Source organism: Superficieibacter sp., assembly GCF_032071645.1.
In the GTDB taxonomy this organism is placed as follows: Bacteria; Pseudomonadota; Gammaproteobacteria; order Enterobacterales; family Enterobacteriaceae; genus Superficieibacter.
In genome coordinates this window covers 340150-355898 of sequence record NZ_DAMAPU010000002.1, presented here as the reverse complement: position 1 = coordinate 355898, position 15749 = coordinate 340150, and the positions used below count along the sequence as shown (strand labels likewise).

Genomic DNA, 15749 nt, shown 5'->3' with positions numbered 1-15749 from the left:
ATCAATTGGCTCCTTCAACGGATGGGCAATATAAAAAGAAGCCAATAATTTTTCAAAACGTCCCGTTTCGCGACGCGGCGTTATTGCCGATGAAGCATCGCATCAGAGTTAAATAAGTAAAAAAGGTTTCGTAATTAAAGTTACTCGCGGTATTTCATGGCGCAACCCTATTTTTAACTACTCGTAGACGCTAATTATGAAAGAACAAACGTTACCCCTGCCGCGTGCCGGTGCGGCGTCCGCAAAAGCGGGCAAAAACCGCCGGTTGCTGATGATGGCGCTGCCCGTGATCGTCGCTCTGCTGCTGCTGTTAGTCCCCGTTCCTGACGGGCTTCCGCCGTATGCCTGGCACTACTTCGCCCTGTTCGTCGGGGTGATCGTGGGGCTGATTTTCGAGCCGCTGCCGGGGGCGGTTATCGGCATGACCGGCGTGGTGGCGATTGCTCTCGGAAGCCAGTGGCTGCTGTTCAGTCCTGAACAGCTGGCGGCTCCCGGCTTTAAGCTTGCCAGTCAGTCATTCAAATGGGCGGTCAGCGGCTTTAGTAATTCGACGGTATGGCTGATTTTCGGTGCTTTTATGTTTGCAGCCGGATATGACAAAACCCAGTTTGGCCGCCGTCTGGCGTTGATTCTGGTTAAATATCTTGGCCGCCGCAGCCTGACGCTGGGCTATGCCATTACCTTCGCCGATCTGCTGCTCGCGCCTTTCACCCCGTCCAATACCGCGCGCAGCGGCGGCACTATCTATCCGATTATCGCCAACCTGCCGCCGCTGTATGGCTCGAAGCCAAACGATCCGAGCTCGCGCCGCATCGGTTCGTACCTGATGTGGGTCGCCATCACCGCCGCCTGCATCACCAGCTCAATGTTTCTTTCTGCGCTGGCACCGAACCTGCTGGCGCTGGCGCTGGTGAAAAGCACCGTTGGACTGAATATTACCTGGGGCGGCTGGTTTCTCGCCTTCCTGCCGGTGGGCGTGTTGCTGATCCTCACCATGCCGCTGCTGGCTTACTGGCTCTACCCGCCGGAAGTCAAAATTAATGATGAAGTGCCCCTGTGGGCCAGTCGCGAACTGGAAAAGTTAGGCAAGCTTTCGCGCCATGAAATGCTGCTGCTGGGCTTTGTCTGCTGCGCGCTGATCATGTGGATTTTCGCCGCGCAGTGGATTGAACCGGCCATGGCTGCTCTGCTGATTGTGGTGCTGATGTTGTGGACCGGCGTGCTGTCGTGGGGCGATATCACCGGCAACAAAGCCGCATGGAACACCTTCGTCTGGTTTGCCACGCTGGTCGCGCTGGCGGATGGGCTTTCCACCACCGGGTTTATCGCCTGGCTGGGTAAAGAAGGCGGAACGCTGATGAGCGGCATCTCCCCGGGCGTGGCTACCGTTTCGCTGCTGCTGGCGTTTTATTTACTGCATTACCTGTTCGCCAGCGCCACCGCGCACACCACCGCGCTACTGCCAGCCATGCTGACTATCGCCTCCACCATTCCGGGAATGAATATGGAAGTCTTCGTCATGCTGATGGTCACTTCGCTGGGCGTAATGGGCATCATCACCCCATACGGCACCGGTCCCAGCCCGATCTATTACGGTAGTGGTTATCTTCCTACCAAAGATTACTGGCGGCTTGGCACCATTTTTGGCGCGATTTTCCTCGCCGCGCTGCTGCTGATCGCCTATCCGTGGATGACCATGATGTTCTGATACACGGCCACCTGCTCTTTGCGGGTGGCTTTATTTTATGGAGAAAAAAGATGTCGAATAAACCCTTTGTTTATCAGAACCCTTTTCCGCTGCAAGCAGATGACACTGAATACTATTTGTTGAGCACGGAGCATGTTAGCGTGAGCGAGTTTGAAGGCCAGACCGTTCTGAAAGTGGCACCCGCCGCGCTGACCCTGCTGGCGCAGCAGGCTTTTCACGATGCCGCATTTATGCTGCGTCCTTCTCATCAGCAGCAGGTGGCGGCGATCCTCAGCGATCCTGATGCCAGCGATAACGACAAATACGTCGCCCTGCAATTTCTGCGCAACTCTGACATTGCCGCGAAAGGCGTGTTACCTACCTGCCAGGATACCGGCACGGCAATTATCATGGGTAAAAAAGGCCATCGTGTCTGGACCGACGGAGACGACGAAGCCGCGCTCGCGCGGGGCGTTTACCATACGTATACCGAAGATAACCTGCGCTACTCGCAGAACGTGGCGCTGGATATGTATACCGAAGTGAATACCGGCACCAACCTGCCCGCGCAGATCGACCTCTACAGCGTTGCGGGCGGAGAGTACAAATTTCTCTGCGTTGCCAAAGGCGGCGGCTCGGCCAATAAAACGTATCTGTATCAGGAAACCAAAGCGCTGCTGACGCCGGGGAAACTGAAGGATTACCTGGTCGATAAAATGCGCTCGCTCGGCACCGCAGCCTGTCCGCCGTACCATATCGCCTTTGTTATCGGCGGCACCAGCGCTGAGGCCACGCTGAAAACCGTCAAGCTGGCGTCGACCCGCTACTACGATGGTCTGCCGACCGAAGGCAACGCGCACGGCCAGGCGTTCCGTGATGTTAAGCTTGAGCAGGCGTTGCTCACTGAGGCGCAAAATCTGGGTCTCGGCGCACAGTTCGGCGGTAAGTATTTTGCGCACGATATCCGCGTGATCCGCCTGCCGCGCCACGGCGCGTCCTGCCCGGTCGGCATGGGTGTTTCCTGCTCCGCCGATCGCAATATCAAAGCCAAAATTAACCGCGACGGTATCTGGATCGAAAAGCTGGAGCACAACCCAGGGCAATACATCCCGCAGGCGCTGCGTCAGCAGGGTGAAGGCGATGCCGTCAGTATCGATCTGAATCAGCCGATGTCAGCGATCCAGCGCCAGCTTTCCCGCTATCCGGTGTCGACCCGTCTTTCGCTAAGCGGCACGATTATTGTGGCGCGTGACATCGCTCATGCGAAACTCAAGGCACTTCTTGATAACGGCGAGCCGCTGCCGCAGTACGTGAAAGATCATCCGATCTACTACGCCGGACCGGCGAAAACCCCTGAAGGTTATGCTTCCGGCTCCCTCGGCCCCACCACCGCCGGGCGCATGGATTCCTATGTCGATCTGCTTCAGTCCCACGGCGCCAGCATGGTGATGCTGGCGAAAGGCAACCGCAGCCAGCAGGTGACCGATGCCTGTGCGAAACACGGCGGCTTTTATCTGGGCAGCATCGGCGGTCCGGCGGCGGTGCTGGCGCAGAACAGTATTAAAAGTCTGGAATGCGTCGCCTGGCCGGAACTGGGGATGGAAGCGGTGTGGAAGATCACCGTTGAAAATTTCCCGGCGTTTATCCTGGTCGATGATAAGGGCAACGATTTTTATCAGCAGATCCACAACGCACAGTGTCAGGGCTGCGATAAAGCCCGCTAAGTGAAAACAAAAAACTCCATACCAGGTATGGAGTTTTTTCGTTCAGACAGGGATAGCGAAATTGTCTTAGTCCGTAATGAAGGCGGGCTTCAGAACCGTTTCGCACCAGTGACGAAAATGGGTTGGCGTGCTGTTTTCGGGCGTTCGGGTAACGCCCAGATCCAGCCCTTCCCCTTTTGCCCGTGCCATAGCAGTTAAGCCTTCCGCCATACCTTCGGAAAATCCAAAACGCAGGAATTGCGCTTTATAAGCCTCCGGGGAAATTTGCTGGTATGTAATCTCACGCCCCAGTACCTCACTCATTATCTGCGCCATTTGATTGAAAGAGATATTTTCCGGCCCCAGCACCGCGATTTCCTGCTGTCCCTGCCAGTGATGATCCAGCAACCAGTGCGCTGCCACCGCAGCGATATCATGGGTCGAACAGGAAGGCAGGGGCAGCTCGCCGGGGATCGGTAAAAAGAACGCGCCTTTTTCACGCAGGGGCTGCAACTGCATCAGGATGTTATCCATAAAAGAGGGCATCGTCAGCGCCCGCAGGTTTACGCCCGTGGCGGCAAACAGATCGTCCATCGCCAGTGAACCGGTCACATAACCGGCATTTGCCGCCAGAGCGGTGCCTCGCCCCAGAGCGGTAATATCCACCACGTGAGTGATGCCGCTGGCTTTTATCGCTGCGGCGGCAGGACGGCTGAAATCAACATAGGCCTCGAAAACGTCTTTGGCTTTCGGGTCGGCGGGCACAAGCCAGAACAGTCTCTGTGCGCCCTCGAAAGCACGCTGGACGGTGTCAGCATCCGCATGGCTGCCTTCGACGATATCGACGCGCGCGCGTACCTCCGGGGGAAGTCTGCTGGCGTCGCGGGCGATGACCCGGACGGGGGCATGTGCCGCGAGCAGATGCGTCAGCAGTTGTCTGCCAATGTTGCTGGTTGGAGCGGTCACCACGATCATAAGGTTTCTCCCTGGGGAAAGTGCCTGTTCCGGCGTTGTTTTGATAAGCTACCTTATTCCTTGCGGTCTGAACGATCCATTCTCTATAGTGCGTATTATTTTATTTATCGTTCGGAGTTTTATGGATGTGCTCTCAGAGTTGCTTTCGCTGTTACGTCCGGTCGCGACGGTGTCATCGGGTTTTGTGGCGGGAGGCGACTGGTGTATAGACTTTGCTGACCAGCACGGGCAGATCAAGTGCTACTCCATTCTTTCCGGCAACGGCTGGATGGCGGTAGAGGGCGTTGAAGAACCGATCCATCTCGAACAGGGCGATACCTTCATCTTACCCAGGGGCCGACCGTTTCGTTTGGCCAGCGACCTGTCCTTACCGGCCACGCAAGCCGCCACCCTATTTCCGCCTGCTCAACCCGGCGGCACGGTGATGGTGGGCGCAGGCGAAACCTTTTCGCTGGCAGGTGCCCGTTTTGCCATCAGCGGCAGCCATGCGGATTTGCTTCTCGGACTTTTGCCGCCGGTGGTTCACCTGAAAGGGCAAATGGAACAGGCGGCTTTGCGATGGGCGGTAATGCGCATGATTCAGGAGACGCGTGAAGACTTGCCCGGCGCGCAATTGCTGGCGCAGGATCTGGCGCATATGATTCTGGTGCAGGCTCTGCGATCCCAGTTAATTCATGAGAACCACCTGCAAACAGGTTGGCTGGCAGCCTTATCGGACAAGCGACTGTATCGCGCCATTCAGGGCATCCATGCTGAACCCGGTCGACGCTGGACATTGCAGGCGATGAGCGCAGAGGCCGGAATGTCGCGCACTATTTTCGCCACCCGCTTTCGTGAAGTAATGGGAGAGACGCCGGGGCAATATCTGACCCGCTGGCGCATGGTACTGGCCTGCGACCGGCTTGAACATTCGGCGGAGCAGGTTACACAGCTGGCGTCGTCTTTGGGATACGAATCGATTAGCGCGTTTTCCACCGCCTTCAAGCGCGTTCTCGGCCATTCCCCGCAGCAGCATAAGCTGGCGCAGGTCAGCAAAGTAAAAGCGCAAGCGTGATCAACGCGCCAGAGCGGCGCTGTTCAGGTCGCTTTTTCTTCTTTCAGCGTTTCGGCCAGCAGACGCGCGACCCCGATCAGTCCTGCGTCCCGCACCGGGCCTGCCTCAACTGAATCAATAATTTCCTGCGCTTCTTCAGCAAGACCTTCCAGCGCGCGCCGTTTTTGGCAGGGCGCGGGTAATCTGTTTTTCCGCACTGTAAACATCGGACAAATCGTGAATAAATAATTCCTGAAGGGTTGTAATCGTCATAGTAAACCTTTTATTTAAAGCAAAAATTCGGCATACGTTTTTTACGTACTGACTTAAGTCTGGCAGTGAACGGGAATATAAATTTTTAATTAATTAACTTATCGATAATCTGTGGTTTATTATGACGTTACAGAGGCGGGCAGCGTTATGAATTTTTTACTGACTGCTTTCAGGGCGCGTCAAGCCGCTTTAAATGAGCCATTATCATTTATCGCCATTGCGATTTTCTGGCGGTACCTTTTTGTTATGGTAAGACATTTTATTTTTCTCTGCGGCTTTACGCCCCGAAAATTCCGCATATCCTTGCTTCTTTTTTCACGGTCTTGATATTTTTCTCTTTATTAAAATAAGTGGCAAAAAAGGAATACTAATGCTAAGGATTGTTTTTTATTTAATTACCCGTCGCGTTTGAATTCAAAATGAGTGGTGTGATGTATGGAGCAGAAACATACCATCGTGAGCCGCCAAGCACGCTGCGGATGCGGCGCTTTGGGCTGTGATGAGCGCATGTGAGGCAGGCCAGAAGAATATGAATGATAATAATAATTCAACAAGTTACGATAAAATTCCCTGCATCAGGCCAACGGGAAATAAATAAAACGCAGCGTTCTGCGAAATCAGGACAATAAAAAACCCGCACCAGGCGGGTTTATTTTATTATCCGTAAAACTTAGCTGCTCAGACTGTTGTCTTCATCGCTGTTGTAAGCCTCACTGATAATTAACGCGATTTAGATCGCGGTAACGTTTCCGGCGGCCGGGCCTTTCGCACCATTTTCAATGGTGAAAGAAACCTGCTGACCTTCATCAAGCGTTTTGTAGTTGTCACTCTGGATAGCAGAGAAATGTACAAATACATCTTTGCTGCCGTCGTTCGGAGTGATAAAGCCAAAACCTTTATCGGAGTTAAACCATTTTACTAAACCAGTCATTTTATTAGACATAGATACTTCCTTAATTGATGAGCCACTAAGCGCGGCGGTAATGGCCTGTAATGAGAGAGTGACTTATTTGGCACTTAGGAGGAGGCTCATGAAGAAGGGTATCTTTAGATAACACCTGAACTGAGGACTGCTTTACTAAAACTGCTTTCATAAGGTCTGTATTTCAAACCGATGAGTCATTAAGACACAGGGGAATTTATTTAGCAACGTTTATATTTTTTATTTTAACCGCTTATACACCCGGATGTCCGTATGGCTTTTATACCATTGACATCCGCGCCTCGATTTCCCCCTTAACCTGCCAGCGCCACTCCCCTGATCAGCGAAGCGAAGGCCGCCACCGCCTCCGTAGGCTTCAGGCGTCCACGAGTGAGCGCAACGGACAGCGCCTCCCCCGCACCGACCAGGCCAATACAGCATCGCTGTAACGACGGGGGCGACATGTTGACGTGCGGCGTCAGGACGGCGACAAACATCGCGACGCAGTTATCAAGCAGTTCCTGGAAAACCGCCGCTTTCTCTTCACTGCCTGCCAGCGCCGCACCGACCGAATGGAACTCGTCGGTTTTATCTGCGGCGCACTGGATATAGGCGCTTGCCAGTACCTGCACGGTATCCTCCAGACTTCTGCCGGAAGTCGTCATGGCTTCGGTGAAGGTTCTGACCCGCTCCGTATCAATCCACCGGTACAGCTCAATAAGTAACTCTGAACGGGTGGCGAAATGATCATAAACCACCGGTTTTGAGACGCCAGCACGCGCTGCGAGATGACCCAGAGTGAGGCGATCTGCGTTTTCCTCGCGCACGATCAGCAGCGCGGTATCAAGTAGTTGCTGTCGCCGTTCTGCCTTCGATAACCTTTGCGCACGGGACTTCGTGACCGGGGAGTTATTGTCTTTCATCATACCTTTTCCATAAAACCTACTAAAAGTAGCTTTTGTTTATCAGTGATGCTACCTTTCCTACCAATGGTAGCTTACCACGTAAACGAGGAAACATGCGTATGTCATTTGATCCGATATTACTCCTGGGCGGCAGCGGCGCTATTGGCCGTCAGACCGCCAAAGCATTACGCGCCACTTATCCTGATATTCCCCTGCTGATAGGCGGCCGCGACGAGGCCAAAGCGCAAAACGCAGCGGCAGAAATCGGGCGTGCGCAGGGAGTGAAGATCGACACTGCCCGCGCCGATCTGGGGCTGGGGCAGCAAAAAATCAGTGCGGTGGTTGTGCTCTATAAGGACCATTCGCTGGCTGCACTTCGCTTCGCCCAGGCACGCGGCGTGCCGCATCTGAGCATCTCGTCGGGCGTGTTCGAGATTGCCCCGGAAATCGCCAGCTTTATGAATGCGCCGGGTGCCGCCGCGATAGTGCTTGGCTATGAATGGCTGGTGGGTGCCACGACGGTGCCTGCGCTCCATCTGGCCCGGTCATTCAGCGAAGTACATGAAATCCGTATTGGTGCTCTGGTCGATGAAGAAGATGTCGGCGGTCCGGCAGTGGCGGCTGATTTTGAACATTTAAATCATCTGATGCCCAGAGCGCTCACGCGCCGGGCGGGTGACTATATATGGCGTGAAGGTGATAATGCAAAGGCGGTATTCTCTGCGCTGGACGGCAGTCAAATTGATGCCACCGGCTTCTCGTCGATTGACGTAGTCGGACTGGCGTCGTCCACGGGCGCACGCAGCGTCCAGTTCGACCTCGGTATGGGTGTCAGCTCGAGCAGACGCCGGGGTGGAGCCTTTTCGACCGAGATTATTATTGATATTTCTGGTCTGGACCCTGCGGGACAGGCTCTGCATACCCGCCATGCGGTAGTCCATCCGGGCGGCGCGGCACCCTTAACCGGTTTGAGCATTGCTTTGCTCCTTGAACGACTGGTTGGGCTGGATGGCAAGCCGCCGGTTGCGCCGGGCCTGTACTTCCCGTACCAGATTCTGGATGCGCCGCACTACCTGGCGCGTCTGGCTGAAGAGGGAGGACAGGTGCTGGAACTGTCGTAGTCATACGATACCGGCAAGCTCGCCATGAGCCTGCCGGTGTCCCGCAATCGCATTCAGCAATCCGGCTGATGTCGCAAGCCACAGCGCAAGCCGACGATCTTCCTGGTGGGAACGTTCTTTTTTGAATTTAATCAGCAAAGAATACCTCCGTATTGAGCACTGCTTTAATTACAAAGCTAACATTTTCATGTAACTAACGTTATTACGAATTGGCGTGTAGGGTAAGAACATCTGGCAAAAGCTGCGTTACCGCCCGCTGTCATAGACAAAAAACGCAAAAACCGCATTTTAGCTTCCTTTCTGAAATCGCCCTTTTATTACAATAGCCAGACGCGCAGCACTGGCTCGCGAACATGTTTTTATTTCAGTACATTTTAAGGTCAACTATGAAATCACATATTGCTGTTTTTACCGGACTTCTTCTTCTCGCCGGCGGGTTTATGACAACAGCACAGGCCACAGAGCAGGCGCACCAGCGTCGTGAAGCGCGTGATACACGCCAGGACGCTCGTCAGGATGCACGCCAGGACAAACGCCAATGCGTGGTCAGTAACGATAAAAGTAATCATGAATGCCGTCAGGACAAACGTCAGGACAAGCAGGATGGGCGTCAGGAAGCCAGAGATATCAAATATTGATTTAGCGGCTTAATAAAAAGGCTCGATCCTATCCTGGTATCGGGCCTCTGAAGCCTGGCTTCACTTCTTCGGATTAACGTTTTTACCCGTCTCATTTACCGCGTGGAACGCATTCCCTTGCGCAGAGAACAGGTGGCTGTAGCGGGCGCGGATATTCAGCGTGACTGCGGCACCCGGGGTTAGTTCTGCCTCTCCGGCAATGCGCTGCGTCAGCGTTGTGTCCATGCCCTCCAGCTGATAATACGCCAGCATTTCGTGACCGAGATGCTCACGTAATACCAGCGTTGCGGTCAGTTTTGCCCCCTCCTCCTCATTGATCAGCAGGTGTTCTGGACGGATCCCCAGCCATGCGGCATGACCAACCACGGCCTCACGCCCATCCACTGCTACCGTTAATAACGCCTTACCCGGCAAGCGTACCTGCACGCCGTACTCGTCTGCCGCCTCAATAGTGACGGGCAAAATATTCATTCGGGGTGAGCCGATAAACGTCGCGACCTCAAGCGTAGCCGGGTGATGGTAAAGCTCCAGCGGCGTGCCAATCTGGGCGATGCGGCCCGCTGACATCATGACGATACGGTCAGCCAGCGTCATCGCTTCCACCTGATCGTGCGTCACGTAAATCATGGTGGAGGCGAGCCTCTGATGCAGGCGCGCAATTTGTACCCGCATTTCTACCCGTAAAGCCGCGTCGAGATTGGATAAGGGCTCGTCAAACAAAAACAGGGACGGCTCTTTTACCAGCGCCCGGCCAATAGCCACGCGCTGGCGTTGCCCCCCGGAAAGCATCGCGGGTTTACGCGCCAACAGCGGGGTTATTTGCAGAATGCTGGCAGCGTCATTTACCCGTCGGGCGATCTCCTCTTTCGGGCGCTTTGCCAGCGTCAGTCCATAGGCCATGTTTTCCGCCACCGTCATATGGGGATACAGGGCGTAAGACTGGAATACCATCCCGATACTGCGCTCCTGCGGCAGGGTATCGTTGATAAGATTGCCGTCGAGAAACATTTCCCCGGCGTTAATGTCCTCCAGTCCTGCGATCATACGTAACAGCGTGGATTTACCGCTGCCGGACGGCCCAACGATCACCACAAATTCGCCATCTTCTATGGCAAGGTCGACACCCTGAACCACGTTCAGGTCGTGAAAAGTTTTTCCCACGCCCTGCAATACTAAACGTCCCATAGCATTCTCTTAATTCCGGTAAGTACGGAATCTCTGCGGATCAATAAATCGGGTATCAAGATCGTTCGGTTTGCCCAGCGTCTGTCGGGCAACGATTTCACCCAGCGCGGGGGCATGTTTGAAAGCATGACCGCTGTCACCGCCAGCCACCAACACATTGCCTTTATAGCGCCCGACAATAAACTGCGCGTCCGGTGTGCGGGTGATCATGCATGGATGCACACCGATCGGCTTTGGGTTAATGCCCCCCAGCCATTGGTGAACGGCCCCGGTTAACGCGGCGGTATCTTCCGGGCGAATATGGCGATCAAGATGATCCGGGTTTAGTCCGCGTCGCGGCACGCCGATATCACCGACACCGAGTTTGACTGCGCCTCCCGGCAACGCTCCGTGCCCCCACAGCGTCAACTGCGAGTTGATTTCGCGGACAAAAACCGGGAACGCATCGAGTCCATAGCCCGGCGCTGCATCAAACCAGGTCATCACCGTGCGGACAGGATCGAGAGGAAGATCCGGCGCAAAACGGGTTAACCATGCGCCGCCCGCTACCACCACCTGCGTGGCGCGGATCTCACCGGCGGAGGTCGCAATGCTGACGCCGGTGCCTTCATCACGGATGCCTTCGACCCGCACCTGCGACAGGACATCTGCCGATAACTGTCCTGCACGTTGCAGCGCCGCACGAATGAATCCCTCCGGGTTAGCCACACCTGCTTCGGCATCCACTACCGCCACTTCGTCGGCGCGTAAGCCAAGATGCTGCGGCTGGCGCTCTGCCAGTTCGCGGGCAGACCATACCGGCAGTTGCACGCCGAGGCGGTCAGCGGCCTGTAGCGTGCCGCTGACCGCCTGCGAATTCGGGCGACCAATGATCGTTCCCCCGGTCACTGATAGCAGTTTTTCCCCGGTCTGCTGTTCCAGTACCGCAAAAAGCTGCCGGGATAACCGGGCATATTCCCCCAGCGCCGGGTGCTCAAGGCAGAAGGTGCGAAACAGCCGGGTTTTACCGTGCGTTGCGCCAAGATCGTGAGGCGGCGTGAACTGCTCTATCCCAATCACTTTCGCCCCCTGCTCTGCCAGTCGCCACAGCGCCGCTGCGCCCAGCGCCCCCAGACCAATCACCGCCACGTCATATTGCTGCTCTGCCACGTCACAAATTCCTTCTACAGTTCGGAGGAGATTTTCCACGGGTTAACGCCGCCATCATGCACCGCAAACTGGTCTATACGTGCCAGTTCGTCAGCGCTGAACGTCAGGTTATCCAACGCCTTCAGGTTCTCCGCCAGTTGCTCCTTACTGGAGACGCCAACCAACGTGGACGCCACGCGCGGATTGCGCAGGGTCCAGGCGATCGCCAACTGGGATAACGTCTGCCCACGCTCCGCCGCAATACTGGCCAGGCCACGCAGTCGGCGCAGGTTGTCTTCCGAGCGCGCTTCAGCGGAGATATAAGGCCGGTGGTGGGCGCGTGGTACATCAAAGCCCTGCAAGTAGCGATCGGCCAGCAATCCCTGTGCCAGCGGCGTAAAGGCCACCGCCGCCCCGCCAGCCTCTTCAAGGTCATCCAGCAGTTCATCTTCAATCCAGCGGTTCAGTAACGAGTAGGACGACTGATTGACCAGTAACGGCGTGCCCAGCTCGCGCGCGATGGCAAAGGCCTCGCGTGAGCGTTGAGCGGAATAGGACGAAATGCCGACATACAGCGCCTTGCCGGAGCGGACAATAGTATCCAGCGCTTCGATCGTCTCAAAGAGCGGTGTATCCGGGTCGAAGCGGTGGGAATAAAAAATATCGACATATTCCAGGCCGAGGCGTTCGAGAGATTCATCAATGCTGCCCAGCAGATGTTTTTTACCGCCAAGACGACCATTCGGCCCTAACCACTGCGGCCAGCCCGCTTTGGTGGCGATTACCAGTTCGTTGCGGTATGGACGAAAATCTTTATGCAAAATGCGGCCAATATTTTCTTCGGCCGCTCCCAGCGGCGGACCATACTGGTTGGCAATATCAATATGGTTGATGCCGTTTTCAAAGGCGAAGCGGACGATATCGCGCTGCTGCTGGAACGGCGTGGAATCACCGAAGTTATACCAGGTGCCGAGGGCAATCGGCGAGACAATCAGCCCACTGTTACCAGTACGGTTATAGGCATAACGTTTAAAACGGTTTTCCGGCGCGACCCAGGTGGTGTTCGCATCCGGTCGATCGTCAAGAAATTCAGCACGTTGTGGGGAGTGAGTCATCAGTTTCTCCTGCTTGTCAGGTCAATTTATTTGCTGCCGGTATGGCTGAGCGAACGGGTAAATGCGCGCTGACCAAAGAAGATCAGCAGCGCCGGGATCAGCGCGAGAATGAAGACTTCCGCAAAGGACAGACCGTAATCCTGGGTGTAGGCGGAATCGGATAACCCAATCGCTACAGCGCCAGTTTGTTTACTGTTGTCGGTAATAATCAGCGACGGCCACAGCCAGGCATTCCACTGCGCCATGGCGAGGATCATCGCCGATCCGATTACCGCCGGGCGCACCAGCGGCAGGTAAATCTGAAACAGGATGCGCCACCAGGACGCACCATCCAGCAACGCCGCCTCCAGTTGCTCACGCGGGATACTTAAAAAGAACTGGCGCAGATTAAAGATCGCCAGACCATGTACCAGCCCTGGCACAATCAGCGCGGTCAGCGTGTTGGCGAGATCGAGCTGTGTGAAAACGGTCGTCAAGGGCAGCGCCACGACTTCAAAAGGGATCATGAATGCAAACACCACCCCCACAAACAGCCAGTCGCGCCCAGGAAAACGCATTACCGCGAGCGGAAACGCGGCAAGGATCGCCAGAACAGTTCCGACGACGGCGGAAATGCCCGTCACCCACAGAGAATTAAACAAGTTGGTGGCGAAGCCCCGGCTGAACGCTGAGACAAAATTCTCCAGCGTCCAGCTACGCGGCAGAAAGGTCCACAGGTTGACGCTTGCCTGGAACGTTTCGGTGACCGGACGAAAAGCAGACGCCACCAGCCAGAGAAAAGGCACGGCAAACAGCAGCGAAATGACCAGCGCCACGCTGGTCGTCACCACACGCCGTAACTGGCGTCGCCGTAACGCCCCCTGGCGATTTACGGCGCGCTTCTCATACGGTTCAACAGCCTGAATTGCAGCCATACCGTTGCTCCCATTAAGCCAAATAAAATCGTCATTTCCGCCAGCGCCGCGCCCGGTGAACTCAGGGCGTAATAGCGGGTGATGATGTCGTACATCAGAAAGTTGCTGGACCCCTGCGGCCCGCCTTTGGTCAGCGCGCTGATGGGCGCATAGAGGATGAAATTCCAGACGGTGCTGGCAGTCAGGACAAACAGTAACTGGCGCTGGATCAGCGGCAGAGTGACATTTAAAAACTGACGCCACTCGCCTGCACCATCCAGCATTGCCGCATCGTAATAGTCCTGCGGGACATCACGGATGGCGGCAATCAGAAAAATCATCCAGTAGCCGACGGCGGTCCAGGTGGAGAGGATCACCAGCGCCGCCATTGCGCCATTCACATCGGTAAACCAGCCGCTGGTCGGCAGGTGCACCAGCGCCAGCAGATTGTTTACCACTCCTTCCGGTCGCATCAGCACGCCAAACACGACCGTGGTACCCATCAGCGGCAGCGCCGTCGGCAAAAAAGCCAGCGTGCGCCACAGTCCGGTGAGCGCCACGTTGCGCGTGAGAAGCCAGGCAAGGAACAGCGCAAATATCATGGTCAGCGGGTTAACCAGCACGGCGAAAAGCAGAGTGCGCCACACCGAATCCCAGAAACCGGGATCTTCGAAAAGGTCGAGATAGTTTTGCCAGCCGACCCACTTTGGCGGGATCACACTGCCCGGCACCGAGGTGTAAAACGATTCAACCACCGCGACGCCGGTTGGGATAATACGCAGCAGCAGGAGCAGCGCCAGAGCCGGAGCCAGCAGCAGTAAGGCCGTGCGCGCTTCATGACGGCGGGCCTTGCCGATCACTGATACTTTCTCCACGCCACTTTCAGCTTCGCATTGGCGGCATCCAGCGTTTTTTGTGCGTCCGCACCGTTGATGATGTCAGCGATCGCCGCCCCCACCAGTTGGGTAAATTCAGCACCGCCAGTGGTCTGCGGACGGATACGGGCAGAATGCTGCGCCTGCCAGGTCAGAATATCCTGCAAACCCGCAAGACGTGGATCGGCGTAGATCGGGTTTTTCCAGAACACGGCGCGAGTGGCCTCAGTGGTGGGCACATTTTCGGTTTGTGGATCGGCAGCAACAAAACCCCCGTTTTCACCGAACAGATACCAGTTGAGGAACAGAGCAGCCGCCTGCTGTTTTTCCGAGCTGGACAGCGCGCTGATCCCTAAGGCCCAGCCCCCGCTGGTCGTCGCATCCTGACCACCGTTAAATTTTGGTGCGGTCGCAATGCCGAAATCGAGATCGGCATTTTTGGTGATGGTCGGCGAGTTCCAGATCCCCCCATAGAAAAAGGCGCTGTCACCGTTGGCAAACGCCAGCGCGGTTTCACGCACGCCGCGCGGTGCCAGGCCATCAGCATACAGTTTGCCGTACCAGCCCAGCGCCTTTACCCATCCGGCATTGTTAATATCGGGCGTTAACTGGTTCTCTCCCTTCACGCCTGTACCTGCACCCAGCGATTCCGCCAGCGGCTGGAGGTAATAGTACATATCCGGGGTGGAAAAGGTGATCCCATAGGGCGATGCTTTCGCCTGTACCGCTTTTCGTGCCGTGGCTTCTACCCATTCCCAGGTCGGTGCCTCTCCCGCTTTGTCAGAGGGGAACGCTACGCCGATCTGCTTCAGGACTTTTTTGTTGTAATACAGAAAGGTGGTGCCGATCTGATACGGCAGGTTCAACAACTTGCCGTTAATGGTGGACTCTTTCAGAGCGGGTGGATCGATAAGATCACGTTTTGCGGCGAAGGCATCCGTTAAATCCGCCTCCCAGCCGCGCACCGCATAACTGGCGCTCTGCGGCTGGTCGATGTCGAAAATATCAACATTCCCCTGTGCAAAGCGCGCACCCAGCGTTTCGTTATAGCTGTTAAACGGTACGGCGTGATAACTGATTTTGATCGTCGGGTAGCGCTTCTCAAATTCCGCGATGATTTTATTGGCCCGCTCTGCGGGGATAGCGCCACCAAAGTAATTGAGTGTGATGGTTTTTTCCGGCGCTTTCAGGCTTTCGACCGCCGGAATAACGGCGGCAGACGCGGTTCCCACGCTCAGGATTAATCCCGCCAGAATACTGGCTGATGTTTTTGCAGGTGCTGTCATGTTATTACCC

Annotated in this window: 14 protein-coding genes and 2 pseudogenes; 5 read left to right on the top strand and 11 right to left on the bottom strand. The window is 55.6% G+C overall.

What is annotated here, in order from left to right:
• Positions 1 to 196: 196 nt before the first annotated feature.
• Both RT197_RS06035 and fumA read left to right on the top strand, forming a co-directional pair.
• A complete protein-coding gene (locus tag RT197_RS06035) occupies positions 197 to 1708 on the top strand; it encodes an anion permease (protein ID WP_312948331.1) in 1512 nt (503 codons plus the stop codon).
• A 50-nt stretch (positions 1709 to 1758) separates the two neighbouring features.
• On the top strand, positions 1759 to 3411 hold the full coding sequence (gene fumA, locus RT197_RS06030; RefSeq protein WP_312948329.1) for a class I fumarate hydratase FumA: 1653 nt from the start codon (positions 1759 to 1761) through the stop codon (positions 3409 to 3411).
• 66 nt (positions 3412 to 3477) lie between these two features.
• Here fumA and RT197_RS06025 read toward each other — a convergent pair whose 3' ends face one another.
• Complete coding sequence (locus RT197_RS06025) at positions 3478 to 4365, bottom strand: NAD(P)H-binding protein (protein ID WP_312948327.1); 888 nt, start codon at positions 4363 to 4365, stop codon at positions 3478 to 3480.
• A 121-nt stretch (positions 4366 to 4486) separates the two neighbouring features.
• On the opposite strand from RT197_RS06025, the gene RT197_RS06020 reads away from it, so the two are divergent.
• The gene (locus tag RT197_RS06020; protein WP_312948325.1) at positions 4487 to 5419 is read left to right on the top strand and encodes an AraC family transcriptional regulator; all 933 of its coding nucleotides are present in this window, start codon (positions 4487 to 4489) and stop codon (positions 5417 to 5419) included.
• 23 nt (positions 5420 to 5442) lie between these two features.
• Here the strand turns inward: RT197_RS06020 and RT197_RS06015 are convergent.
• The 3 genes and pseudogenes from RT197_RS06015 to RT197_RS06005 form a co-directional block, all read right to left on the bottom strand.
• A pseudogene (locus tag RT197_RS06015) lies at positions 5443 to 5671 on the bottom strand (DUF892 family protein).
• A 730-nt stretch (positions 5672 to 6401) separates the two neighbouring features.
• Positions 6402 to 6614, bottom strand: a complete 213-nt coding sequence (gene cspA, locus RT197_RS06010; RefSeq protein ID WP_312948323.1) for an RNA chaperone/antiterminator CspA — start codon at positions 6612 to 6614, stop codon at positions 6402 to 6404.
• A 293-nt stretch (positions 6615 to 6907) separates the two neighbouring features.
• Positions 6908 to 7519: a TetR/AcrR family transcriptional regulator gene (locus RT197_RS06005; RefSeq protein WP_312948321.1), complete on the bottom strand. Its 612-nt coding sequence runs from the start codon at positions 7517 to 7519 to the stop codon at positions 6908 to 6910.
• A 98-nt stretch (positions 7520 to 7617) separates the two neighbouring features.
• Between RT197_RS06005 and RT197_RS06000 the strand changes: the two genes are divergently transcribed.
• A complete protein-coding gene (locus tag RT197_RS06000) occupies positions 7618 to 8619 on the top strand; it encodes an NAD(P)-dependent oxidoreductase (protein WP_312948319.1) in 1002 nt (333 codons plus the stop codon).
• Between the two features lie 42 nt (positions 8620 to 8661).
• Here RT197_RS06000 and RT197_RS05995 read toward each other — a convergent pair.
• A pseudogene (locus RT197_RS05995) lies at positions 8662 to 8757 on the bottom strand (DUF1275 domain-containing protein); the annotation flags it as partial.
• Between the two features lie 302 nt (positions 8758 to 9059).
• On the opposite strand from RT197_RS05995, the gene RT197_RS05990 reads away from it, so the two are divergent.
• Positions 9060 to 9257 (top strand): hypothetical protein, encoded by a 198-nt coding sequence (locus RT197_RS05990; RefSeq protein ID WP_312948317.1) that lies wholly within the window; start codon positions 9060 to 9062, stop codon positions 9255 to 9257.
• Positions 9258 to 9317: 60 nt separating this feature from the next.
• Here RT197_RS05990 and RT197_RS05985 read toward each other — a convergent pair whose 3' ends face one another.
• The 6 genes from RT197_RS05985 to RT197_RS05960 are packed head-to-tail and all read right to left on the bottom strand — an operon-like array spanning position 9318 to position 15739.
• Positions 9318 to 10442: a sn-glycerol-3-phosphate ABC transporter ATP-binding protein UgpC gene (locus RT197_RS05985; RefSeq protein ID WP_312948315.1), complete on the bottom strand. Its 1125-nt coding sequence runs from the start codon at positions 10440 to 10442 to the stop codon at positions 9318 to 9320.
• A gap of 9 nt (positions 10443 to 10451) precedes the next feature.
• Positions 10452 to 11591: an N-methyl-L-tryptophan oxidase gene (solA, locus tag RT197_RS05980; protein ID WP_312948314.1), complete on the bottom strand. Its 1140-nt coding sequence runs from the start codon at positions 11589 to 11591 to the stop codon at positions 10452 to 10454.
• Between the two features lie 14 nt (positions 11592 to 11605).
• Positions 11606 to 12685 (bottom strand): aldo/keto reductase, encoded by a 1080-nt coding sequence (locus RT197_RS05975; RefSeq protein ID WP_312948313.1) that lies wholly within the window; start codon positions 12683 to 12685, stop codon positions 11606 to 11608.
• Positions 12686 to 12711: 26 nt separating this feature from the next.
• A complete protein-coding gene (locus RT197_RS05970) occupies positions 12712 to 13599 on the bottom strand; it encodes a carbohydrate ABC transporter permease (protein ID WP_312948311.1) in 888 nt (295 codons plus the stop codon).
• Complete coding sequence (locus tag RT197_RS05965; protein WP_312948309.1) at positions 13554 to 14453, bottom strand: sugar ABC transporter permease; 900 nt, start codon at positions 14451 to 14453, stop codon at positions 13554 to 13556. The genes RT197_RS05970 and RT197_RS05965 overlap by 46 nt, the downstream gene beginning before the upstream one ends.
• On the bottom strand, positions 14435 to 15739 hold the full coding sequence (locus RT197_RS05960) for a sugar ABC transporter substrate-binding protein (RefSeq protein WP_312948307.1): 1305 nt from the start codon (positions 15737 to 15739) through the stop codon (positions 14435 to 14437). The genes RT197_RS05965 and RT197_RS05960 overlap by 19 nt, the downstream gene beginning before the upstream one ends.
• Between the last annotated feature and the right edge of the window lie 10 nt (positions 15740 to 15749).

Coding starts and splice junctions, on each gene's coding strand:
- cspA (WP_312948323.1), bottom strand. CDS start 6,614: ATGTCTAATAAAATGACTGGTTTAGTAAAATGGTTTAACTCCGATAAA.
- RT197_RS05985 (WP_312948315.1), bottom strand. CDS start 10,442: ATGGGACGTTTAGTATTGCAGGGCGTGGGAAAAACTTTTCACGACCTG.
- RT197_RS05990 (WP_312948317.1), top strand. CDS start 9,060: ATGACAACAGCACAGGCCACAGAGCAGGCGCACCAGCGTCGTGAAGCG.
- RT197_RS06035 (WP_312948331.1), top strand. CDS start 197: ATGAAAGAACAAACGTTACCCCTGCCGCGTGCCGGTGCGGCGTCCGCA.
- RT197_RS05975 (WP_312948313.1), bottom strand. CDS start 12,685: ATGACTCACTCCCCACAACGTGCTGAATTTCTTGACGATCGACCGGAT.
- RT197_RS06020 (WP_312948325.1), top strand. CDS start 4,487: ATGGATGTGCTCTCAGAGTTGCTTTCGCTGTTACGTCCGGTCGCGACG.
- fumA (WP_312948329.1), top strand. CDS start 1,759: ATGTCGAATAAACCCTTTGTTTATCAGAACCCTTTTCCGCTGCAAGCA.
- RT197_RS06025 (WP_312948327.1), bottom strand. CDS start 4,365: ATGATCGTGGTGACCGCTCCAACCAGCAACATTGGCAGACAACTGCTG.
- RT197_RS05970 (WP_312948311.1), bottom strand. CDS start 13,599: ATGGCTGCAATTCAGGCTGTTGAACCGTATGAGAAGCGCGCCGTAAAT.
- RT197_RS06005 (WP_312948321.1), bottom strand. CDS start 7,519: ATGATGAAAGACAATAACTCCCCGGTCACGAAGTCCCGTGCGCAAAGG.
- RT197_RS05960 (WP_312948307.1), bottom strand. CDS start 15,739: ATGACAGCACCTGCAAAAACATCAGCCAGTATTCTGGCGGGATTAATC.
- RT197_RS06000 (WP_312948319.1), top strand. CDS start 7,618: ATGTCATTTGATCCGATATTACTCCTGGGCGGCAGCGGCGCTATTGGC.